This window comes from Citrobacter sp. S55_ASV_140 (genome assembly GCF_018919505.1).
GTDB classification, from domain to species: Bacteria; Pseudomonadota; Gammaproteobacteria; order Enterobacterales; family Enterobacteriaceae; genus Citrobacter; species Citrobacter werkmanii.
Window position 1 is genome coordinate 1 of sequence record NZ_JAHLQZ010000064.1, and the last position, 20,824, is coordinate 20,824.

A 20,824-nucleotide genomic window follows, 5' to 3' on the forward strand; every position below is an offset into this window, starting at 1 on the left:
ATAGCGAGCTTGCAGCGTAGGTAATAAAAGCCCCCCACATGCGTCAATGTCATTAAGTTAACGCCTCTATATCAGAAAGCATCAACCTGTATTCGCGAAGGTAATGAACATGCTATTTCAGAGAAAGGATTCCGTTCACCTCATGTACATCGTTTCTCTGAAACACCGATTCCTGTGAACGTGTAAAGGGCGTTCTCCGCCACGCCCTTTACAATCCCGGCTCCCGGCGGGAAAATTGCCGCTCCGCGGTCCCCTCCGTTTATTCCTCCAGGCGACCGGGCCGGGCGCGAGGTAGCGTCCCTGCAAAGCGCGCCCTGAGCCAGCATCCATGCTGGCTCTCCCGGCCTTACGGAAACACGTCGGCAATTTTCAGACGGACCTGCCCACACCTGACCTCCTGCACTTTTATTTGAATATATTTGAACAGCAAAAAAGATTTAGCTGGAAGTCAGAGCGTTGAAGCGATGACCCCGGTCCGGCTGAAAATCGATGAGGCGTTGACGGCTGACCGGGTCTGCCCGCAGGGATGCGGGCAGAGGGGACGGCCTGCAGGGACGCAGGCTCGGCCCCGACCCGACAGGCAGACGGCATAAGACGAATAGCTCGCGCAGCGACGATTTTCCCGCCGGAAGCCTGGGATGCAAGGGAGGCGGTGGTGAGCCTCCCTTGCACGTTCACAGGTATAGCGATATCAGAGAAGCAATGCACATAAGGTGAACGGAAACTAATTCAGGGTAAAACGTTCTCCATACATGCTTAACCGAACGGTATTGCGCACGCGGCGGGCCTGAGGACAAAGGTAGATTATTCTGCCTGTAAACGAGACGGCGGCGCGGAGTGATAATGCGCGTCAGCCTCGGCAAAACGTTGCTGCATTGCGGTTGATGGCGCTTTACCCAACAGACTAAAGACGACAATACCGATGCTGCCGAAAATAAAGCCAGGGATGATTTCATACAGACCCAGCCAGGCAAACTGCTTCCAGACGATTACCGTCACCGCGCCGATGATCATCCCTGCCAGCGCGCCGTTGCGGGTCATGCGCGACCACATTACCGAGAACAGAACCACCGGACCAAACGCCGCGCCAAAGCCTGCCCAGGCGTAGCTTACCAGACCCAGTACACGGTTCTCCGGGTTGGCCGCCAGTGCGATGGACACCAGGGCCACAACCAGCACCATGATACGACCAATCCACACCAGCTCTTTCTGGCTGGCATTTTTACGCAGGAACGCTTTGTACAAATCTTCGGTGATTGCGCTGGAACACACCAGCAACTGGCAGCTCAGGGTCGACATCACCGCCGCGAGGATCGCAGACAGCAGAATACCGGCAATCCACGGGTTGAACAGGATTTGCGCCAGTTCAATAAACACACGCTCAGCGTTCTGGTTAACGGCACCTGCCAGCGACGGGTTGTTATTAAAGTAAGCGATACCGAAGAAACCAACGGCAACTGCGCCGCCCAGACACAGGATCATCCAGGTCATGCTAATACGACGTGCATGCACAATACTATGGTGAGAATCTGCCGCCATAAAGCGCGCCAGAATATGCGGCTGGCCAAAGTAGCCCAGGCCCCAGCCCATCAGAGAAATGATGGCAACAAAATTCAGCCCTTTGAACATGTCTACGTTCTCAATGCTCTTTTGTTTAATCACTTCCAGCGAATCATCGAATCCACCCACGCCGATAATGACCATGACCGGCGTCAGGATCAGAGCAAAGATCATCAGGCTGGCCTGAACGGTATCAGTCCAGCTTACCGCCAGAAAACCACCGATAAAGGTATAAATGATCGTCGCAGCCGCCCCCGCCCACAGTGCTGTTTCGTAGCTCATGCCAAAGGTGCTTTCAAACAGACGCGCCCCTGCCACAATCCCTGAAGCACAATAGATGGTGAAAAACAGCAGAATAACCAGCGCGGAGATAATCCGCAGAATGCGGCTTTTATCTTCAAAGCGACCGGTAAAGTAATCCGGTAACGTCAGCGCATTGTTATTGTATTCGGTGTGTACGCGTAAACGTCCGGCCACTAGCTTCCAGTTGATCCATGCGCCCAAAATAAGGCCAATGGCGATCCAGCTTTCTGAAATCCCCGACAGGAAAATTGCGCCTGGCAGCCCCATCAGCAACCAGCCACTCATATCGGATGCGCCAGCGGATAACGCGGTCACGAATGGACCCAAACTGCGTCCACCAAGAATGTAATCGTCAAAGTTTTTGGTTGAACGCCATGCAATAAACCCTATCAATATCATGCCGAAAATATAGACACAGAATGTCACTAACATCGGTGTGCTAATAGCCATCAAAACTCTCCAAAATTATGTATCAGCAATGCCGTGGCTTGCCGTTTTATTACCCTGCCGGAACGTGGCAAAGATATCTATGTTTACCAGGCGACCGTATCCTGCCGGAAGCGATGGTCATTCACAATCGATTTAACACACCATTTACATCAAAATTGATCCAGAGTAGATAGCATTTTTCTGTAGGTTGCACTCTCTCACACTTTTCTTGGTTGCACCTTTGAAAAGTGTTAACTACCGCAGAGAAAAAGATTCCGTAATTTTTATTCGCCCTGCCACGAACACCAACTTTATTAACATTTCATTCATTTTCAAGCTTGCAAACCACGTCACATTTAACACGGTTGCACAAAGTTGCAACATAGTGGATATTTCTCGGTAACTATCAGACCCGTATTTCAGTACAACAGGAGTAAACGGCATGGGAACCACCACGATGGGGGTTAAGCTGGATGACGCCACTCGCGAGCGTATTAAAACAGCCGCATCACGAATCGATCGCACACCGCATTGGCTGATTAAACAAGCCATCTTTAATTATCTCGAAAGACTGGAAAATGACGATGCGCTTCCTGAACTGCCGGCACTGCTGGCAGGCGCGGCGAATGAGGGCGAGGAGTCAACCACGCCGCAGAATGAAACGCATCAGCCTTTCCTGGAATTTGCCGAACAAATTCTGCCGCAGTCCGTTTCCCGTGCGGCAATCACCGCCGCGTACCGCCGCGCCGAAACCGACGCCGTGCCGATGCTGATGGAGCAGGCACGTCTGCCGCAACCCATCGCCGAGCAGGCGCATAAGCTGGCGTACGATCTGGCCGACAAACTGCGTAACCAGAAGACCGCCAGCGGTCGCGCCGGAATGGTACAAGGTTTATTGCAGGAGTTCTCCCTTTCTTCGCAGGAAGGCGTGGCGCTGATGTGTCTGGCCGAAGCCCTGCTGCGTATTCCCGATAAGGCAACCCGCGATGCGTTGATCCGCGACAAAATCAGCAACGGTAACTGGCAGTCGCACATTGGGCGTAGCCCGTCTCTGTTCGTTAACGCGGCGACCTGGGGACTGTTGTTTACCGGTCGTCTGGTTTCTACGCATAACGAAGCCAGCCTCTCCCGCTCGCTCAACCGTATTATCGGCAAGAGCGGCGAACCTTTAGTGCGTAAAGGCGTCGACATGGCGATGCGCCTGATGGGCGAACAGTTCGTCACCGGAGAAACCATCGCCGAAGCGCTGGCTAACGCACGTAAACTGGAAGAAAAAGGTTTCCGCTACTCCTACGACATGCTGGGCGAAGCGGCGCTAACCGCCGCTGATGCTCAGGCTTATCTGGTTTCTTACCAGCAGGCGATCCACGCCATTGGTAAAGCGTCTAATGGACGCGGCATTTATGAAGGGCCCGGTATCTCTATTAAGCTGTCGGCGCTGCACCCGCGCTATAGCCGCGCGCAATATGACCGCGTGATGGATGAACTCTATCCGCGCCTGAAATCGTTGACACTGCTGGCCCGTCAGTACGACATCGGTATTAATATCGACGCCGAAGAGGCTGACCGACTGGAGATCTCCCTCGATCTGCTGGAAAAACTGTGCTTCGAACCCGAACTGGCGGGCTGGAACGGTATCGGCTTTGTTATCCAGGCCTACCAGAAGCGCTGCCCATTTGTTATCGACTATCTGATCGATCTCGCTACCCGCAGTCGCCGCCGCCTGATGATCCGTCTGGTTAAAGGCGCATACTGGGATAGCGAAATCAAACGTGCGCAAATGGACGGTCTGGAAGGCTATCCGGTTTATACCCGTAAGGTGTATACCGACGTTTCCTATCTGGCCTGTGCGAAAAAACTGCTGGCCGTACCGAATCTGATCTACCCGCAGTTCGCCACCCATAACGCCCACACGCTGGCGGCGATTTATCAGTTAGCGGGGCAAAACTATTATCCTGGTCAGTATGAGTTCCAGTGCCTGCACGGTATGGGCGAACCCCTGTACGAGCAGGTTACGGGCAAAGTCGCGGATGGCAAACTGAACCGTCCATGCCGTATTTATGCACCGGTAGGTACACACGAAACCCTGCTGGCGTACCTGGTGCGTCGTCTGCTGGAAAACGGCGCCAACACCTCGTTTGTCAACCGCATTGCTGACACCACCTTGCCGCTGGACGAACTGGTTGCCGATCCGGTCGAAGCTGTGGAAAAACTGGCGCAACAGGAAGGCCAGACAGGTTTACCGCATCCGAAGATTCCCCTGCCGCGCGACCTGTACGGTAAAGGCCGGGAAAACTCAGGCGGACTGGATTTGGCTAACGAACATCGTCTGGCCTCGCTGTCCTCTGCCCTGCTCAATAGCGCGCTGCAAAAATGGCATGCCAAACCGATTCTCGAGCAGCCGGTTGCTGACGGTGAAATGACGCCGGTCGTTAACCCGGCCGAGCCAAAAGACATTGTCGGCTACGTGCGTGAAGCGACTCACAGCGAAGTGGAACAGGCATTACAAAACGCCGTTAATAATGCGCCAATTTGGTTTGCGACGCCGCCACAAGAGCGCGCCGCTATTTTGCATCGCGCTGCCGTTCTGATGGAAGGCCAGATGCAGCAATTAATTGGCATTCTGGTACGCGAAGCGGGTAAAACCTTCAGCAACGCGATTGCAGAAGTGCGCGAAGCGGTAGACTTCTTGCACTATTATGCAGGCCAGGTACGCGATGACTTCGATAATGAAACCCATCGTCCGTTAGGCCCGGTAGTTTGTATCAGCCCGTGGAACTTCCCGCTGGCCATTTTCAGCGGACAGATTGCCGCCGCGCTGGCCGCAGGCAACAGCGTACTGGCAAAACCAGCGGAACAAACCCCGCTGATTGCCGCCCAGGGTATCGCTATTTTACTCGAAGCGGGCGTACCGCCAGGCGTGGTACAACTGTTGCCAGGCCAGGGCGAAACCGTCGGGGCGCAGCTCACTTCCGATGAGCGCGTACGCGGCGTGATGTTTACCGGCTCGACGGAAGTCGCCACGCTGTTGCAACGCAATATCGCGACCCGCCTTGATGCTCAGGGCCGTCCAATCCCACTTATCGCCGAAACCGGTGGCATGAACGCGATGATCGTCGACTCCTCAGCGCTGACGGAACAGGTGGTGGTCGACGTGTTGGCTTCTGCTTTTGACAGTGCCGGACAACGCTGCTCCGCGCTGCGCGTGCTGTGTCTGCAGGATGATATTGCCGACCACACGCTGAAAATGCTGCGCGGGGCGATGGCGGAATGCCGCATGGGTAATCCGGGTCGCCTGACTACCGATATTGGGCCGGTTATCGATGAAGAAGCCAAAGCCAATATTGAGCGCCATATTCAGGCCATGCGCGCCAAAGGACGTCCGGTATTCCAGGCCGTGCGTGAGAACAGTGACGATGCGCGGGAATGGCAAACCGGTACCTTTATCGCTCCGACGCTTATCGAGCTGGAAAGCTTCGATGAATTACAAAAAGAGGTGTTCGGTCCGGTACTGCACGTCATGCGTTACACCCGTAACAATCTGGGCAGCCTGATTGAACAAATTAATGCCTCCGGCTACGGCCTGACGCTTGGCGTCCACACCCGTATCGATGAAACCATCGCTCAGGTCACGGGATCTGCACATGTGGGGAACCTGTACGTTAACCGTAATATGGTTGGCGCCGTCGTCGGGGTGCAGCCATTCGGTGGCGAAGGCTTGTCAGGAACCGGACCAAAAGCAGGTGGACCGCTGTACCTGTACCGCCTGCTGGCTAACCGCCCGGAGAATGCGCTGGGCATTACGCTTGCCCGTCAGGATGCAGACTATCCTGTCGATGCGCAGCTCAAAGCGGCTCTTGTTCAACCGCTGGAAGCACTCACCGAATGGGCCGCCGATCGTCCGTCGCTGCGTGCGCTTTGCCAGCAGTTTGGTGAACTGGCGCAGGCCGGAACACAACGTCTGCTGCCAGGACCAACCGGCGAACGCAATACCTGGACGCTGTTACCGCGCGAGCGCGTACTGTGTATCGCTGATGACGAGCAGGATGCGCTGGTGCAGGTTGCCGCTGTGACTTCGGTGGGAAGCTTGATCCTGTGGCCGGATGATGCGTTCCATCGTGAACTGGCAAAACGTCTGCCAGTTGCAGTCTCCGAGCGGATTCAGTTTGCCAAAGCTGACAACATCGCCACACAGCCGTTTGATGCCGTGATTTTCCATGGCGATTCCGATCAGCTTCGCGCGCTGTGTGAAGCGGTGGCGGCCCGTGAAGGAGCGATTGTGTCGGTTCAGGGCTTTGCCCGCGGCGAAAGCAATATCCTGCTTGAAAGGCTGTATATTGAACGCTCCCTGAGCGTCAATACCGCCGCCGCCGGAGGCAACGCCAGCCTGATGACAATCGGCTAAGGTTGTGGTTAATTAAGGCTCCGGTAACGGGGCCTTTTTTATAAAGTCAGAGGGAAACATGAAACGAATTTTACTGACATGTGCAGCGCTGCTGCTGAGCGGCCAGGCGCTGGCAGATGACTGCGTCAACGCGAATAATCAAGCTGAAATGAACACCTGTGCGGCAGAGCAGTTTAAAGCGGCCGACGCCAAACTTAATGAAACGTATCAGAATGCGCTCAAGCGCGCCGCCCCGCCCCAGCGCGATTTACTGAAAAAAGCGCAAACTTCGTGGATAACCCTGCGCGATGCAGACTGTGCGTTAATCAGTTCCGGTACCGAAGGCGGAAGCGCCCAGGCGATGATTTCCAGCCAGTGTTTAACGGATAAGACCAACGAGCGCGAAGCGTTTCTCGCCTCGCTTTTACAGTGTGAAGAAGGCGATTTAAGCTGTCCGCTACCGCCTGCCAGCTAACGCACGCGGATCCCTTCGATAATCATCCGCTGTACGCTCTCAACGGTCTGGTTAAAAAAGGCTTCATCACGCAGCGTTGCGCCCGTTACCGCCTCTACCTGTGGGGCAAAGTCTGCATAATGCTGTGTTGAAGCCCAAATCATGAAAATCAGATGGTGCGGATCGACAGGAGCCAGTTTCCCACTGCTGACCCATCCGGCAATCAACGCCGATTTCTCATCAATCAGCGTTTTAAGATCGCCCGTTAATTCAGCCATCAACAATGGCGCGCCCGCCAGCATCTCCATGCAGAATAACCGGGACGCCTGCGGGTAATCGCGCGACACTTCCAGCTTCAGACGAATATATTCTTTAATGGCCACCAGCGGCGCAAAGTCTTCGCGAAACGCCTTTAGCGGTGCCAGCCAGATGTCGAGGATTTGCCGTAAAACGGCAATATAGAGCACCTCTTTTGACGGGTAGTAATAGAGCAGATTCGTTTTTGACACCCCCGCCTGCTCTGCTACCTGTTCCAGACGCGTACCATGGATCCCATATTGGGAAAAGATATTTAATGCCGCGGTTAAAATAGCCTGACGTTTTGCACTGACGGCCTGCGATCGTTTACCGTTTTTTTTCTCTGCGCGTTGGACCATGCGCCCTCTCCTTCTTGTGAGGGCGTCAGCATACCAAATCACACGGTGAATGGTTAAATTAAAGCGATTCAGGAGGCGCCGCCTGCGGCTGCGCTTTTTTCTTCTTGAACTTCAGTTCGCTGACCAGCACGCCAACAATAATGAATGCCGCGCCTAACAAAGCCAGTAGCGGTAGGCGTTCACCCGCCAGACGACCAAAGATCCCCGCCCACACCGGCTCGCCGGTGTAGATGACCGTCGCCCGCGTCGGCGAAACGCTGCGCTGCGCCCAGTTCATGGTGACCTGAATAATCGCGCTAAATATTCCTAATCCCAGCGCGACCACCAGCAATCCTGTCGACATCGGCGGTACAGCCTCTCCTGCCGGGGCCATGGCAATAAACGCCGCCACAGAAGCGGTTGCCAGTTGCACCACCGTTACCCGACGCACATCTACTTTTCCCGCCCACGCGCTAATCAGAATAATTTCTGCCGCAATCGCCACCGCGCCCGCGAGCGTGATCCACTCACCTTCACCCAGCGCCAGTAAATTTCCCCCCGGTCCGGCAAGAAAAATCAACCCGATAAAGGCCAGTACAATCCCGACACACGGCATCAGGCCAGGCATACGCCCCAGGCACAGCCATTGCAACAGCGGCACCAGCGGTACGTACATCGCGGTAATAAACGCCGATTTACTGCTGGGAATAAACTGCAAGCCCCAGGTTTGCAGGCTATAGCCCAGCGCTATCGCAATGCCGATCGCCACGCCAGCTTTAAACTCCAGCCAGGTCAGCTTATGCAGCGTTCGCCACGACAGAAGCGCAACGGCCAGCGCGGCAGTAGCAAAACGCACACCGACAAAGAAAAAGGGCCCGCTCAGAGTAACGGCATATTGCACCGCCAAAAACGTTCCACCCCAGAACATGGTGATCACAATGAGGATCGCCTCCTGAGGTTTAACCGAAAAGGAATAACGAGAAAGTAAAGACATGAGACACCCGATTAACAGAATGTCATTAGTCTGCGTTGCGTTTTGTTACAGTTCAACCTTGCTGACAAAAAAAACCGCCGGATGATCCCGGCGGCGGTGGCTTCGTGACGGCTAAGATGAAACACGAGACCGTCACGACATAACTAACAGGCAATGCAATAATTACGATTTATTGTTGCCGTGGCTATTTTTGCCCCCTTTCTTGCCTGCTTCTGAAGCGCGTTGCGGGTCATTCTTGAAGTTGCCCCCGCTGTGCTGGCCACCTTTTCGACCTGCTTCTGATGCTCTTTCGCGGTCTTCCGCAAAGTTACCGGAACCGCCTCGATGGTTTGCCATTACTGACCTCCGTCATTGATTAGACATCATATTGCATAGGTACTGAGGAGTGATACCTCAACGCAGCGTCTGGGCGAGGCCCTTGTTTTCACTGCGTGGAATTAAGCTTAGCGAAGACCGGCCTGTTGACCAGCAAACTGTAATATCCTGCAACAGGATCCGCTGCATGATCAAAATAATAACAAGAAGAAATCAATAAGCCTTTCTTATGACTACCAAATTTCGCACGGTTAAATATGTATCATTTTGCAACAAAAGAGGATGTTATAAAAATTGTTATAAATCAAAGAAGTGTTTGTGAAATTTGCACTCCTGACAGTACGTCATATCTTTATAGGTAGGTAGCGAATCGCTACGGACACGGTTAACTCGAGGAGTAGTGTAAAATGGCAAAAGTTCTGGTGCTTTATTATTCCATGTACGGACACATTGAAACTATGGCCCATGCAGTTGCAGAAGGCGCGAATAAGGTAGACGGCGCGGAAGTCATCATTAAGCGTGTACCGGAAACCATGCAGCCTGAGATTTTCCTCAAGGCGGGCGGTAAAACACAAAATGCACCAGTCGCCACCCCGCAAGAACTGGCTGATTACGACGCCATCATTTTTGGTACCCCCACACGCTTTGGCAATATGTCCGGCCAGATGCGTACTTTCCTTGACCAGACTGGCGGGCTGTGGGCTTCCGGCGCGCTGTACGGCAAACTCGCCAGCGTATTCAGCTCAACGGGGACCGGCGGCGGTCAGGAACAAACCATTACCTCAACCTGGACGACGCTTGCCCATCATGGGATGGTGATTGTGCCGATCGGCTACGCAGCGCAAGAGCTGTTTGATGTCTCACAGGTTCGCGGCGGTACGCCTTACGGCGCAACCACTATCGCCGGAGGCGATGGATCCCGTCAGCCAAGTCAGGAAGAGTTGTCTATCGCCCGCTATCAGGGTGAATATGTCGCAGGTCTGGCAGTAAAACTCAACGGCTAATCTTCAACAGGAGGATTCGAATGCCAACTCAAGAAGCGAAAGCCCATCACGTCGGTGAATGGGCAAGTCTGCGCAATACATCGCCGGAAATAGCCGAAGCCATTTTTGAAGTCGCGCATTATGACGAGAAACTGGCGGAAAAAATTTGGGAAGAAGGTAGCGATGAGGTGCTCATCAAAGCCTTTGAGAAAACAGACAAAGATTCGCTCTTTTGGGGTGAACAGACTATCGAACGCAAAAACGTCTAGCGCTCTGACTCCCCCGCTCGCACGGGGGAGTTTTTCTTTTACTTCGCCGCCTCATTCAACACGCTATCGAACTTATCGATTGGGCAAAAGCCGTTCGCATCTACCGGACACCCTTTCAGCTCCAGCGTCACGCGCTGCGCCGGGGATTTCAGCGTCAGAACATCCGCATTACGCAACTGCTGCGAGCTTTGATAGACATATTCGATTTTCATCAGATCACGATTCGCCTTGCTGTCATGCCAGCGCTGGAAGACAATCTTCCCGCCGATCGGCGTACGCTCGTTCTGATCGTGAAGCTGGTACGGTTTGAAATCCAGCGCGGTGAGCAGCGAAGCAATGTTTGAGTCATGCCCCACCAGCACGGTTATTTTCGGTGCTTTCATGCGTTCGGTGACCAGCGCATTATCAATATATTTCACCAGCGGTTTGGCGACGTTCTGCGCCACTTCCGGCGAGGTGAACAGGCTGTCCTGATAGCCATTTTTCAGCTTCGACAGCACCTTCCACTGTTGATCGGACTTAATTTCCCCCCAGGCGACCTGGTCCATCGGGAATCCTTCGTAATATTGCAGCGTGAAAGCATCGACCAGCGAGTTCCCCACCTTTAATGGTCCTGACACCCCCGGCTCCTGCTGGTATTTGGCGCTGAACGTATCTTTGGCGTCGGTCAGGGAACACTGCTGTTTTTCTTTGCAGGATGGCGAGTCTTTGTAGTCTGTCATTTGCTCAAGCAATTGATAGCTGTCGCTGAGCTGCATTTTGCTGCGCTCTTTTTCCATCGCCTGGACAGCCTGCTGGCTGAAGGCGGCAGAATCATCGGTGATCACCGGGTTAAAGGTGGGATCCATAGTGCCCATTTTTTCCTGATGATGAACTGGAACATCGCACCCCGGGAATGCGCCGGTGACAAAGAACTGTGCCGTAGCAACCGTACGCTGTAGGCTATTCGCATAGGTATAGACCGTGTCCGGAGCCGGACATTCGCCCGTTTTTACCATCCCTTGCCCTGCCAGCCACTCACGCATGTAGTGACCCATATAGACTTCCAGCACGCCGCCTTTGGTGGTGAGTTGCCCGCCAGGAACATCCCATTCCGGCCATTGTTTAGGCGTGGACTGCTCAAGAACGCTGCCGTTATTGGCTAAAGGTGCACGTAAGTTATGCCGACTCATCATCAATACTTGCTGAAGCTGGTAGCCTTCCGGCGCGGTCTGCGCGTACGCGGCGCCTGACACTAATACAGCCCCTGCCACGGCTGCGGCGATTAACGATTTATTCATCCCTACGACCTCTTGTTGTTATCAATCACAACAGAGTGTGACAGAAACAGGACATTTTTCCGGGAACGCTTTCGCAAAACAGGGCATCTACCGTGTTGTTTTAATACCGAACTCGCTATTGAGTTTACGGATCCCTGGTGGGGTAAAGGTGACATGGCGACTACCGGTCTGCGTTTTAATCCACTTTTGTTCGGTAAACCAACGTAGTAGCGTTGCGCCAAGCACGCCGCCAGGATGGTAACGTCGCTCACTCCAGTCCAGACAACCGCAGGTTAATTTCCGCCGTGACGAGCCGGTAAAGAGGACGATCCCCATTTCCGTCAGTTTTTCCTGCCCGAGTTCAGTTAGCGTTTCACCATCCGGCGTTAACCACTGACGGGAAACGAACGTATCAAACAGTCTCACCGCCACTTCTCCGGCGAGATGGTCGTAGCAGGTGCGGGCATGCCGCAAACTTAGGGGCGTGGTGATTTTTCGAGGGGTAGATGTCGCCCACGCCACCCCCATCAGTCGTTCCAGCAGTTCAGCAATCTCCGCGCTTGCGAGGCGAAAATAACGATGCCTTCCCTGAGCGAGCGCCACCACAAAATGTTGTTCGCACAAACGCGCCAGATGCGCGCTGGCGGTCGAAGCGGATACATCCGCTACGGCGCTAAGTTCGGTCGCGGTCCAGGCGCGGCCATCCATCAGCGCACACAGCATACGCGAGCGCGATTTATCGGCCATGACTGCCGCAGTGAGCGCCATGCGCGACTCCAGCTCGCCCTCTTCTTCCTTTAACATCACGGATGCCATAGTGACCTCGTTGGCGCTAAATATCTGAATTAACGATGCCATGAAAACGCGCGAAAGTCACCGAAGGGTCACGCCGCACGCACCATCATCTCCACACCCAGTCCAAGCAAACACAACAGAAAACAGCGTTTAAACACCAGCGGAGATATAACCCGTCGCACACGAGTCCCCATCCACTGACCAATCAGCGCAGGCACAATGGCCAACGCCGATAAGCTCAGCGACTGTGCGGGCAGCGCATTATGCCACCACAGTCCGAGCGCCAGCGCCAGCGTTGAAAATGTGAAAGAGATCCCCAGCGCCTGCACCAGTTCATCTTTCTCAAAACCCAGGGATTGGATCCAGGGCACCGCAGGCATCACAAATACGCCGGTTCCGCCGGTCAGCAAGCCGGTAACGAATCCAACAACAAGGGAGTATGGTTTTTCACGGTGCGCGGCCACCGCGATCGTCTTACCCGCCAACGTCCAGATGGCGTAAGCCACCAGCGCTACGCCGAGCGCAAACTGGGTACGGGCCGTGTCGCCGCCGGTAATCCAGGCGCTGGCAAGCAGGGTCGCCACCACTACCGTCAACAGCATTGGCCACAGCCGTTTGAGCAATCTGCGTGTATTACCGCCGCCGCCAAACTGGAACAAATTACTTATAAGCGAGGGTAAGAGCAGCATTGCCGCCGCGGCAACCGGCGAAATAAGCGATCCGAGGATCCCCATCGCCACGGTGGGTAACCCCATACCGGTGACCCCTTTCACCATGCCGGCGAGGACAAATGTGGCGGCAATCATCATTACCAGAGAAGGTCCAAACGCTACAGAACTCGTCATATTGCACTTTCCTGCAAAGAGAAGGTGACCTATTCTGAACACCAATCACCCTGCTTGCTTCGCCAGACAACGAAATATGTCCTCCCGTTTTAACGGCGGCAGCATAAAAAATGCCGGGTTTCCCCGGCACGAATATTAGAACGTTTTCGCCCACCACAACCGAAGCTTCATGCCCCAGTAGCTGGTCCAACCGCTGGTTGTAGACACCACCCGGCCTTGCGACATTACCACCAGCGTGGGCGTGACGCTGATTGCCCAACTGCGGGAAATTGCCCCGTTTGCATCATTGATAACCGGAAAGTCCACGCCTTTTCGCGACAGCCAGCGGGATATCTCGGCTTCATTGCCGGAGCGTAGCGCAATGGTCATCACGTTTTCCCCTTGCGAACGTAGCCTGGCGACTTCCGGCGTCGTGAAGCGACACACGCCGCACCAGCTGGCCCAGAAATAGAGCAATACTGGCTCGTGTTGACTCAGCGCCGCCAGCGTGACGGTTTCACCATCCAGCGTTTGTAAAGGTGTGCTGTCAAAAGAGGCAGGGAGCTGCGGGGCACGCCAGGCATCCATCAGCAACATCACACCGGCCAACAACGCCAGTAAGATCACCCCTTCACGCAGCCAGCGGCGCAGCTTACTGACCATTGGCCGCCGCCAGTTTTTCTTTTACGACGTCCTCAAGCGTTTCCCATGGTACTGCGCCCGGAATGAGTTCATCGCCAATAATCGTTGCAGGAGTACCTTGCACCTCGACCAGTCGCGCCAGTTGCAGATTCGTACTCAGGGTTTCAGCGCTTTGCGCGTCCAGCGTCACCGGAGTGGCACCCGCTTTTTCCTGGGCCTGCTTGATACTCACGTCAGTATGATAGCCCTTCTTCTGCATCAGCTTTTCATGCAGCGCCAGAAACTGTTGCGGATGCTGATGCCAGGTGGTCAGCACGGTCCGCGCCGCCAGTTCCGAACTTTTCCCTTTAAATGGCAGCGGTTTAATGACCACCGCCACGTCAGGGTATTTCTGCACAATTTTCTCCAGCATCGGATCGAGCTGTTTGCAGTATGGACAGTTGTAATCGGTAAAGTTTATCAGCGTCAGTTTCGCCTGCTTTGCACCAATTCGTGGACTGTTAGGATCGTTAAACAGGGCTTCCTGAATAAGCGCTTCGATTTGTTTTTCCTGCTCCGGGGTAAATGGCGCAGGCTCTTTCGCCACGCTGACGGCGGAAAACAGGCTTAACAACAGAACAATCATCATCTTCATGGGGTGACTCCTTTAGCATCATTCAACATTTGCAGTACCGCATCGCGGGTTAACAACGTTGGCAACGCCTGACCTTCCGGCAGACCGGGGCCATAAATTTGGTTATACGGCACAGCAACCTGGCCGCGTTTTTTCAAAAATTCGGTGATGGCTTCAGAAGGGAGCGTCCAGTCGCCGCGCAGCGCCACAACATCCGGCTGCTGCAGCGCGGCCTGGACGTCATCTTTATGCAAGACGTTGTATTTATTTACCTTACAGGTAATACACCAGTCCGCCGTGACGTCTATAAACACACGCTTGTGTTGCGCCAGCGCCTCTTCAATCGCCTGCTCGCTAAGCGGCTGCCAGTTCACGCTCTCTTTAGCGCTACTTTGCCCTGCCAGCCCTAAATGCGGGAGCAGCAATGTCGCCAGCCAGATAGCCGAACCCAGCATCATCACGCCGAGCAGACGCCGCAGGATATTCATCCAGCGCCCCGGTCGCGGCAGGCGCAGCGCCAGACCGGGACGCAGGGCCACCAGCAGCCACGGCAGGCTCATCCCCAGACCTAGCGCGATAAACAGTCCCCACAGCGTCGGCAATGAGGCCGTCAGCGCCACCGCCACCGCCGTGCCCAGAAACGGGGCGCTGCATGGCGTGGCGAGCAGGGTCGCAAATGCGCCTTGCCAGAAATGTCCCGCCAGGCCGTTGCCGCCATGAGTCGCCAGCGTGGTGGTCATCGCTGAAGGCAGACGGAATTCAAACCACCCGAACAGGCTGGCGCTGAACGTCAGCATCACCAGTACCATGACACCGATGAACCACGGATTCTGGAACTGGATCCCCCAGCCAAGCGCCTGATTGGTTAACCGCAGTACCGTCATCAATAGCGCCAGCGCCATAAAGGAGACCAGTATTCCGGCTACCGATGCGAGGAATTGACGGCGAATCTGGCGGCGGCTTTTTTCCTCAACCAGTAAAATCGAACCCAGCTTCATACCCAGCACCGGTAACACGCAGGGCATCAGGTTGAGAATCAACCCGCCCAGTAACGCCATTAGCGCCACCTGCCACAGCGGAAGCGAAGCGTTATCGATGGCTGGCGCTTCGCCAATCGCAAGACGGCTTTCCTGCGCCACGCCATTATCAGCCAAAACCAGCGTGACCGACTTACCGCGCAGATCCGGCGCGCCTTCCCCCCAGCCATCATGGACAGGTACCGTGGCGCGTAGCGTTTCCCCGTCAACCTGGATTTGCGGCATACCAAAATCCGCATCATCTACGGTATCCAGATACAGCCCAGGCGCAGTCCAGCCTCCGGCGCGCTGCGCCTCAACGACCAGTTCTCCAGCGCGCGCCCCGGCATGAAGAGAATCAGTCAGGCCACTGGCGAGCGGGATCTGCCCCATCGCCTGAGCGTAGTCATGCGCAAAAGTCGGATCCTCGGCGGTGGGCGTCACGGAAAAAGGAAAATCCGTCAACAGGCAAACGTTGCTACAGGTAGATAGTGTCAACACGCCGCTAAGCGTGGCGGGCGATCTGCCGCGCACCATCATCGGGAACGTCACCCGATCGTGATACCCCTGGGTGGTGATATTGGCGACCTCAAAACGCGCAGGGGTTGGCCAGAACCAGTCGACCGTCGGCATTTCGCCCTTCCAGGCGATAGACGGCGCAACGCCCCCCTCCCCCGGCGAACGCCAGTAGGTTTTCCAGCCATCTTCCAGTTTAACATCCAGCAGCAGACGGGTTTCACCGGCGGCTGAGGTATCGGCGCGTAATCGCACGCTGGCGTGATCGTTATCGGGTGAACGTAGCCAGCCGGGGTCAGCCGCCCAGGATACGGGCAGCCAGAGTAATAACAGACAGAGCAGCGCCTGCCTGAAAACAGTCATCATAGTTTTTCTCCGTGAATAATTATCTAACAGTCAGCAACGGCTGTTCTGTCATTCACGGAAGACGCAAAATCGGAGATGTACCCTGAGAGTGGGCGGCGAGATGGCTCGCGGTGGGAAAAAAGGTAAACGAAACGCCCGCACTGGCGCCAGTAGCGACAGCAGCAGACACAACGCCAGAATAATGCCCTCAAACAGTACCGGCGGCGCAGCCAGTAACGACTTCGCGCTCAGTTCACAAGGGGTAACCGGGGCAGCCTCATCAGGTTGCGCTTGTTCGCTTGTGACAACGCTGGTGGCAACGGTGTTCATCTGCAACGCATGCAGGCCCGCCATGCGTTGCGCGGTGCAAACCATCACCACAACACATGCCAGACAGAGGAACCACCATCCCAGCCGTTGACGTTTCGCCATTCTACCCTCACTGATTGATGCGGGTTATCTTAACCACTCGCCAGGTTTTAGCAACCTTTGCGCTGTAAAGTTATGTCCTGTTATTTGAAGGTCATACACGCCCTCGCGCAATAAAAACGCTATATGTGAAATGATTATTCATCATATTTTCAGCATTACTTATTACAATATAACATTGCGGATTAAATACCCCCTTAAAATGTTACACCAGTTATTATTCATCATTTACAAAGGGTACCCGGTAATATTTAACACCAGCACAAAAAAGACACGTCGAATGTACTGCCATGTATTGATGCGTAAATGAAAGTAAGGTTCAGCACATTTTCAATGTGAGTATCGTATTATAGCGTAACGTAATGGACACCCGTTCATTTCAAGAACAACATGTTTAATAAATGTTATTTAGAGTATATGGAAATGAAAAAATATTTATTACCCCTGATTGGATTACTTTTCACAGTTAGCGCTCAGGCGGCAACATTTACCGACGGCAAAGAATTTATTTCACTGGAAAAACCCGTCACTACAGCACCGGCGGCGCTGAAGTTTTTCTCGTTTTACTGCCCTTCATGCTATCAATATGATGAAGTGTTTAAAGTGACTGATAACGTGAAAAAAGTTCTGCCTGCTGATGTCAAACTCACCGAGTATCACGTCGATTTTTTAGGCCCTTTGGGGCAAGACATGACGCATGCCTGGTCCGTCGCCATTCTCCTGAACGTGGAGGACAAAGTGAAACCATTGCTTTTTGATGCCGTGCAGAAAAAACAAACGATTAAGACAGCAGACGATATTCGTAACGTATTTATCAACGCCGGCGTTAGCGCCAGCGATTATGATGCCGCGTGGAATAGCTTTGCCGTGAAATCACTCACCGCCAAACAACAGGAAATGGCTAAAGCGGTGGATTTAAAAGGTGTGCCTGCCATTTTTATTAACGGTAAATATATGATCAATCCGAAGGGACTGAAATCAGATGACCTTAATTCTTTCGTACAGAACTATGCAGATACGGTCCGCTTCCTGATGACCAAATCCTGATATTTCGCTAATCCGACTATTCGCACCACACAACAGACGCCACCACCTTGCAACGCGCTGTTGGTGGTGCGACGCCAGCATCGTTTATACCGATATCCTTTCTTCCCGGTTGGCATTCGCCGTTATCAGGATTACCCTAAACTTAGCGGTGACACCTTTTGTCAGGGTTCACCTTCTGCAAGTGTTGATTTACACGAGAGAACGCTATGGAATTAAAGGATTATTACGCCATTATGGGCGTGAAACCGACAGACGATCTCAAGACAATCAAGACCGCCTATCGTCGACTCGCCCGTAAATACCATCCTGATGTCAGCAAAGAGCCTGACGCAGAGGCCCGGTTCAAAGAGGTCGCTGAAGCCTGGGAAGTACTGAGTGATGAACAGCGACGCGCCGAGTACGACCAGTTGTGGCAGCACCGCAACGACCCTCAGTTCAACCGTCAATTCCAGCAAGGAGAGAATCAAAACTACAGCGCCGAAGATTTCGACGATATTTTCTCCTCCATTTTTGGTCAGCATGCACACCACACGCGACAGCGCCATGCCAGCCGCGGACACGATATTGAAATTGAAGTTGCCGTATTCCTTGAAGAAACGCTCACTGAGCACAGCCGCACTATCAGTTACAACCTGCCGGTTTACAATGCCTTCGGCATGGTTGAACGAGAAATTCCCAAAACACTGAACGTGAAAATCCCGGCAGGCGTGGGCAACGGTCAGCGTATCCGTTTGAAAGGCCAGGGTACCCCTGGTGAAAACGGAGGGCCGAATGGTGATTTGTGGTTGGTGATTCATATCGCACCGCACCCACTGTTTGATATCGTCAATCAGGATCTGGAAGTTGTCGTTCCCGTAGCGCCGTGGGAAGCTGCTTTGGGCGCGAAAGTGACCGTACCTACGCTGAAAGAAAGCATCCTGTTAACCATCCCTGCGGGCAGTCAGGCCGGGCAGCGGTTACGCATTAAAGGCAAAGGTCTGGTGAGTAAAAAACATACCGGCGATTTGTACGCGGTGATCAAAATCGTGATGCCGCCGAAACCTGACGACAACACAGCCACCCTGTGGCAACAGCTGGCAGATGCACAAAAGACCTTTGATCCGCGCAAAGAGTGGGGGAAAGCATAATGGCTAACGTCACTGTCACCTTTAGCATTACCGAATTTTGTCTGTACACCGGTGTATCAGAAGAGGAACTGCATGAGATTGTCGGCTTAGGGGTGATTGAACCCCATGAAGACGAGACCTTTGACGATCATGCCCTGACCGTAATGCGACGCGCAATGCGCCTGCGCCAGGAGCTGGAGCTTGACTGGCCGGGAATCGCCGTTGCGCTGACATTGTTAGAAGAGAACGCGCAGTTGCGTCAGGAAAACCGCGTGTTGCGCCAACGCCTGTCTCGCTTTATCAGCCATCCGTAGTGCGTCGGGGTCAGCATCGCGCTGGCCCTGCTCACGTTTAATGACATTACTCAACAGATGGCATACAGTCAGAACAAGAAATATCTCAAACCATAAGACGTTAGGCCATGCAGCTAAAACCCCTTACCAAAGGTCGTTTTCACAATATCTGGCAGCAGGATGATGCCTTAATCGAGAAAATATTCCTGGAGTTGCTCTCTGAAACCCAGATTATCCAGGAAGATGAATATCTCTATCGCCAGGGACAAATTGTTGATCGGCTGATTATGGTGCAGTCGGGCAGAATTTCTTTGCGCTACAGCGCTGAGAATGGGCGTCGTTTTCAACTGGGCGCAATGGAATGTGATGAGCAACTGTTTGGAGAAATGGAGTTTTTTACCGGTTACCGCTGCCAACTGGATATCGTAGCCGAAGAGCCGCTGACCGTAGCGGTGTGTAGCTGTGAACGCCTGGAAGAGGCGCTGAACCAACACCCCAGACTGGCGATATTTTTCGCCAGCGCGATGGCCGTTGACTATCAGGATATGTTAGAAATTTTCCTGCACCGGATGCTCTACCCGATCGTACACAACGTCGCGTACGACCTGTATCGCCAGCATCAGAACAAGCAACCGATGGATGGTTTTCATAAAAAATATCAGGAAGCGGAGCGATTCGGCACCACCGACAGGGTATATCGACGGGCGGTAAAAGCGTTGACGGATGCCGGGCTGGTAACGCGCACGAAACAAGGTCTGGAAATTAAGGATCTGGAAGGTTTACGCCAATTTCTCGGCAACGACATCATTGACTGACACACCAACCATTCTGAGTGTTGGTGTGCCGTCGGGTCGCTATCAGAACTTATAGGTGAGATTGAAATAGTGACCAAGACCGGTGGTGCGCCCTGCTCCACCATGGTTTTCCATCAATGCCATATTGCGGAAATACTTCAATCCATAACCTACCGCGTAGTGCTCTGAATGCCAGTAAATGCCGTTATACCATTCAATCGCGTTATTACTGTATAGCGGCTGGTTAGCTATCTTGTTAGCGGCAAACTGATAGTCAAAGTATCCCTGATAATTGAGATAACTGCCGTTGGCGAAGGTATAGAACGGCGTCGACCAGTTGGTCGAGAACATGTAACCATCCCACTTACCTTCGTTATCCGCGCCATAGTTTTCACGAACGTAGTGTGCATAGATGTTCATTCCCATCATACCAAACCATGGAACCTTAACATCCGTACCTAAACCAACGTAATGTTCAAACAATTCCCGATCGCCAATGTTATTCACCGTCGCGATATAGAATTCGTTAAACGGCCCCACGGATAAATCTTTATTAAAAATAGCATCCAGGGAAAACCGCGGGGAAATCTTGGCGAAGAAGTTATCGCCACCGTGACGGTCGTCCTGCTTGCTGTCTAAAATATCAAAAAAATCGACATAACCATACAGGTCGATAATCCCGGAACGTGCACCGAACTCCAGTTCCAGATAGGTGTCATTACGAATACCATACGGTACTTTCGCATCCACACTTTGCATTAAATTCAATTGCATCCAGTTAAAATCATTTTTGCGAATATTGCCATCAGTATAATCAGC

20 protein-coding genes are annotated in these 20,824 nt (G+C 53.5%); 8 read left to right on the forward strand and 12 right to left on the reverse strand.

Going from position 1 to position 20,824, the window contains the following annotated elements; all coding sequences use genetic code 11:
- Nucleotides 1-804 precede the first annotated feature (804 nt).
- The gene (gene putP, locus KQJ18_RS11920; protein ID WP_038639556.1) at nt 805-2,313 is read right to left on the reverse strand and encodes a sodium/proline symporter PutP; all 1,509 of its coding nucleotides are present in this window, start codon (nt 2,311-2,313) and stop codon (nt 805-807) included.
- A 421-nt stretch (nt 2,314-2,734) separates the two neighbouring features.
- On the opposite strand from putP, the gene putA reads away from it, so the two are divergent.
- Nucleotides 2,735-6,697, forward strand: a complete 3,963-nt coding sequence (gene putA, locus KQJ18_RS11925) for a trifunctional transcriptional regulator/proline dehydrogenase/L-glutamate gamma-semialdehyde dehydrogenase (RefSeq protein WP_216422015.1) — start codon at nt 2,735-2,737, stop codon at nt 6,695-6,697.
- 58 nt (nt 6,698-6,755) lie between these two features.
- Nucleotides 6,756-7,151, forward strand: a complete 396-nt coding sequence (locus KQJ18_RS11930; protein WP_216422016.1) for a lysozyme inhibitor LprI family protein — start codon at nt 6,756-6,758, stop codon at nt 7,149-7,151.
- On the opposite strand, the gene rutR is transcribed toward KQJ18_RS11930, so the two are convergent.
- From rutR to KQJ18_RS11945, 3 genes are all read right to left on the reverse strand, one after another.
- Nucleotides 7,148-7,786, reverse strand: a complete 639-nt coding sequence (rutR, locus tag KQJ18_RS11935; RefSeq protein WP_038639547.1) for an HTH-type transcriptional regulator RutR — start codon at nt 7,784-7,786, stop codon at nt 7,148-7,150. The two genes, KQJ18_RS11930 and rutR, sit on opposite strands and share 4 nt — an antisense overlap.
- A gap of 58 nt (nt 7,787-7,844) precedes the next feature.
- Nucleotides 7,845-8,759, reverse strand: coding sequence for a DMT family transporter (locus KQJ18_RS11940; protein WP_110498406.1), 915 nt, complete (start codon nt 8,757-8,759; stop codon nt 7,845-7,847).
- 162 nt (nt 8,760-8,921) lie between these two features.
- Nucleotides 8,922-9,095, reverse strand: a complete 174-nt coding sequence (locus KQJ18_RS11945) for a general stress protein (RefSeq protein ID WP_003036022.1) — start codon at nt 9,093-9,095, stop codon at nt 8,922-8,924.
- A 386-nt stretch (nt 9,096-9,481) separates the two neighbouring features.
- Between KQJ18_RS11945 and wrbA the strand changes: the two genes are divergently transcribed.
- Nucleotides 9,482-10,078 (forward strand): NAD(P)H:quinone oxidoreductase, encoded by a 597-nt coding sequence (wrbA, locus tag KQJ18_RS11950; RefSeq protein ID WP_003036019.1) that lies wholly within the window; start codon nt 9,482-9,484, stop codon nt 10,076-10,078.
- A gap of 20 nt (nt 10,079-10,098) precedes the next feature.
- Entirely contained in the window at nt 10,099-10,326 is a 228-nt protein-coding gene (locus KQJ18_RS11955) for a YccJ family protein (RefSeq protein WP_038639537.1), read from the forward strand.
- A gap of 38 nt (nt 10,327-10,364) precedes the next feature.
- Here KQJ18_RS11955 and agp read toward each other — a convergent pair whose 3' ends face one another.
- The 7 genes from agp to KQJ18_RS11990 all read right to left on the reverse strand — a co-directional run bounded on the left by agp (nt 10,365) and on the right by KQJ18_RS11990 (nt 16,768).
- Nucleotides 10,365-11,606: a bifunctional glucose-1-phosphatase/inositol phosphatase gene (gene agp, locus KQJ18_RS11960; protein WP_216422017.1), complete on the reverse strand. Its 1,242-nt coding sequence runs from the start codon at nt 11,604-11,606 to the stop codon at nt 10,365-10,367.
- A gap of 87 nt (nt 11,607-11,693) precedes the next feature.
- Nucleotides 11,694-12,401, reverse strand: coding sequence for a winged helix-turn-helix domain-containing protein (locus KQJ18_RS11965; protein ID WP_216422023.1), 708 nt, complete (start codon nt 12,399-12,401; stop codon nt 11,694-11,696).
- Nucleotides 12,402-12,469: 68 nt separating this feature from the next.
- On the reverse strand, nt 12,470-13,225 hold the full coding sequence (locus KQJ18_RS11970) for a sulfite exporter TauE/SafE family protein (protein WP_087857509.1): 756 nt from the start codon (nt 13,223-13,225) through the stop codon (nt 12,470-12,472).
- 135 nt (nt 13,226-13,360) lie between these two features.
- Nucleotides 13,361-13,867: a protein disulfide oxidoreductase gene (locus KQJ18_RS11975; RefSeq protein WP_216422018.1), complete on the reverse strand. Its 507-nt coding sequence runs from the start codon at nt 13,865-13,867 to the stop codon at nt 13,361-13,363.
- The gene (locus KQJ18_RS11980) at nt 13,857-14,480 is read right to left on the reverse strand and encodes a DsbA family protein (RefSeq protein WP_216422020.1); all 624 of its coding nucleotides are present in this window, start codon (nt 14,478-14,480) and stop codon (nt 13,857-13,859) included. The genes KQJ18_RS11975 and KQJ18_RS11980 overlap by 11 nt, the downstream gene beginning before the upstream one ends.
- Nucleotides 14,477-16,357, reverse strand: a complete 1,881-nt coding sequence (locus KQJ18_RS11985; protein ID WP_160955923.1) for a protein-disulfide reductase DsbD domain-containing protein — start codon at nt 16,355-16,357, stop codon at nt 14,477-14,479. The genes KQJ18_RS11980 and KQJ18_RS11985 overlap by 4 nt, the downstream gene beginning before the upstream one ends.
- Nucleotides 16,358-16,405: 48 nt before the next feature.
- Nucleotides 16,406-16,768 (reverse strand): hypothetical protein, encoded by a 363-nt coding sequence (locus KQJ18_RS11990; protein WP_038639515.1) that lies wholly within the window; start codon nt 16,766-16,768, stop codon nt 16,406-16,408.
- Nucleotides 16,769-17,188: 420 nt separating this feature from the next.
- Between KQJ18_RS11990 and dsbA the strand changes: the two genes are divergently transcribed.
- The 4 genes from dsbA to KQJ18_RS12010 all read left to right on the forward strand — a co-directional run bounded on the left by dsbA (nt 17,189) and on the right by KQJ18_RS12010 (nt 20,026).
- Nucleotides 17,189-17,812 carry a thiol:disulfide interchange protein DsbA gene (gene dsbA / locus KQJ18_RS11995; RefSeq protein WP_160955922.1) on the forward strand — a complete coding sequence of 208 codons (624 nt, stop codon included), beginning with the start codon at nt 17,189-17,191 and terminating at the stop codon, nt 17,810-17,812.
- A gap of 206 nt (nt 17,813-18,018) precedes the next feature.
- Nucleotides 18,019-18,939, forward strand: coding sequence for a curved DNA-binding protein (gene cbpA / locus KQJ18_RS12000; RefSeq protein ID WP_085048559.1), 921 nt, complete (start codon nt 18,019-18,021; stop codon nt 18,937-18,939).
- Complete coding sequence (gene cbpM, locus KQJ18_RS12005) at nt 18,939-19,232, forward strand: chaperone modulator CbpM (RefSeq protein ID WP_038639509.1); 294 nt, start codon at nt 18,939-18,941, stop codon at nt 19,230-19,232. The genes cbpA and cbpM overlap by 1 nt, the downstream gene beginning before the upstream one ends.
- 107 nt (nt 19,233-19,339) lie before the next feature.
- Nucleotides 19,340-20,026, forward strand: coding sequence for a Crp/Fnr family transcriptional regulator (locus KQJ18_RS12010; protein WP_038639506.1), 687 nt, complete (start codon nt 19,340-19,342; stop codon nt 20,024-20,026).
- Nucleotides 20,027-20,068: 42 nt separating this feature from the next.
- On the opposite strand, the gene KQJ18_RS12015 is transcribed toward KQJ18_RS12010, so the two are convergent.
- A partial coding sequence (locus KQJ18_RS12015; protein ID WP_216422022.1) for an outer membrane protein OmpK occupies nt 20,069-20,824 on the reverse strand: 756 nt, incomplete at its 5' end.

Bases quoted from the DNA above. Each gene is read 5' to 3' on its own strand.
- KQJ18_RS11945 (WP_003036022.1), bottom strand. From the start codon at position 9,095: ATGGCAAACCATCGAGGCGGTTCCGGTAACTTTGCGGAAGACCGCGAA.
- KQJ18_RS11985 (WP_160955923.1), bottom strand. From the start codon at position 16,357: ATGATGACTGTTTTCAGGCAGGCGCTGCTCTGTCTGTTATTACTCTGG.
- agp (WP_216422017.1), bottom strand. From the start codon at position 11,606: ATGAATAAATCGTTAATCGCCGCAGCCGTGGCAGGGGCTGTATTAGTG.
- KQJ18_RS11990 (WP_038639515.1), bottom strand. From the start codon at position 16,768: ATGGCGAAACGTCAACGGCTGGGATGGTGGTTCCTCTGTCTGGCATGT.
- KQJ18_RS11965 (WP_216422023.1), bottom strand. From the start codon at position 12,401: ATGGCATCCGTGATGTTAAAGGAAGAAGAGGGCGAGCTGGAGTCGCGC.
- KQJ18_RS11980 (WP_216422020.1), bottom strand. From the start codon at position 14,480: ATGAAGATGATGATTGTTCTGTTGTTAAGCCTGTTTTCCGCCGTCAGC.
- KQJ18_RS11940 (WP_110498406.1), bottom strand. From the start codon at position 8,759: ATGTCTTTACTTTCTCGTTATTCCTTTTCGGTTAAACCTCAGGAGGCG.
- dsbA (WP_160955922.1), top strand. From the start codon at position 17,189: ATGAAAAAATATTTATTACCCCTGATTGGATTACTTTTCACAGTTAGC.
- KQJ18_RS11970 (WP_087857509.1), bottom strand. From the start codon at position 13,225: ATGACGAGTTCTGTAGCGTTTGGACCTTCTCTGGTAATGATGATTGCC.
- wrbA (WP_003036019.1), top strand. From the start codon at position 9,482: ATGGCAAAAGTTCTGGTGCTTTATTATTCCATGTACGGACACATTGAA.
- cbpM (WP_038639509.1), top strand. From the start codon at position 18,939: ATGGCTAACGTCACTGTCACCTTTAGCATTACCGAATTTTGTCTGTAC.
- rutR (WP_038639547.1), bottom strand. From the start codon at position 7,786: ATGGTCCAACGCGCAGAGAAAAAAAACGGTAAACGATCGCAGGCCGTC.
- putA (WP_216422015.1), top strand. From the start codon at position 2,735: ATGGGAACCACCACGATGGGGGTTAAGCTGGATGACGCCACTCGCGAG.
- KQJ18_RS12010 (WP_038639506.1), top strand. From the start codon at position 19,340: ATGCAGCTAAAACCCCTTACCAAAGGTCGTTTTCACAATATCTGGCAG.
- KQJ18_RS11955 (WP_038639537.1), top strand. From the start codon at position 10,099: ATGCCAACTCAAGAAGCGAAAGCCCATCACGTCGGTGAATGGGCAAGT.
- KQJ18_RS11975 (WP_216422018.1), bottom strand. From the start codon at position 13,867: ATGGTCAGTAAGCTGCGCCGCTGGCTGCGTGAAGGGGTGATCTTACTG.
- cbpA (WP_085048559.1), top strand. From the start codon at position 18,019: ATGGAATTAAAGGATTATTACGCCATTATGGGCGTGAAACCGACAGAC.
- putP (WP_038639556.1), bottom strand. From the start codon at position 2,313: ATGGCTATTAGCACACCGATGTTAGTGACATTCTGTGTCTATATTTTC.
- KQJ18_RS11930 (WP_216422016.1), top strand. From the start codon at position 6,756: ATGAAACGAATTTTACTGACATGTGCAGCGCTGCTGCTGAGCGGCCAG.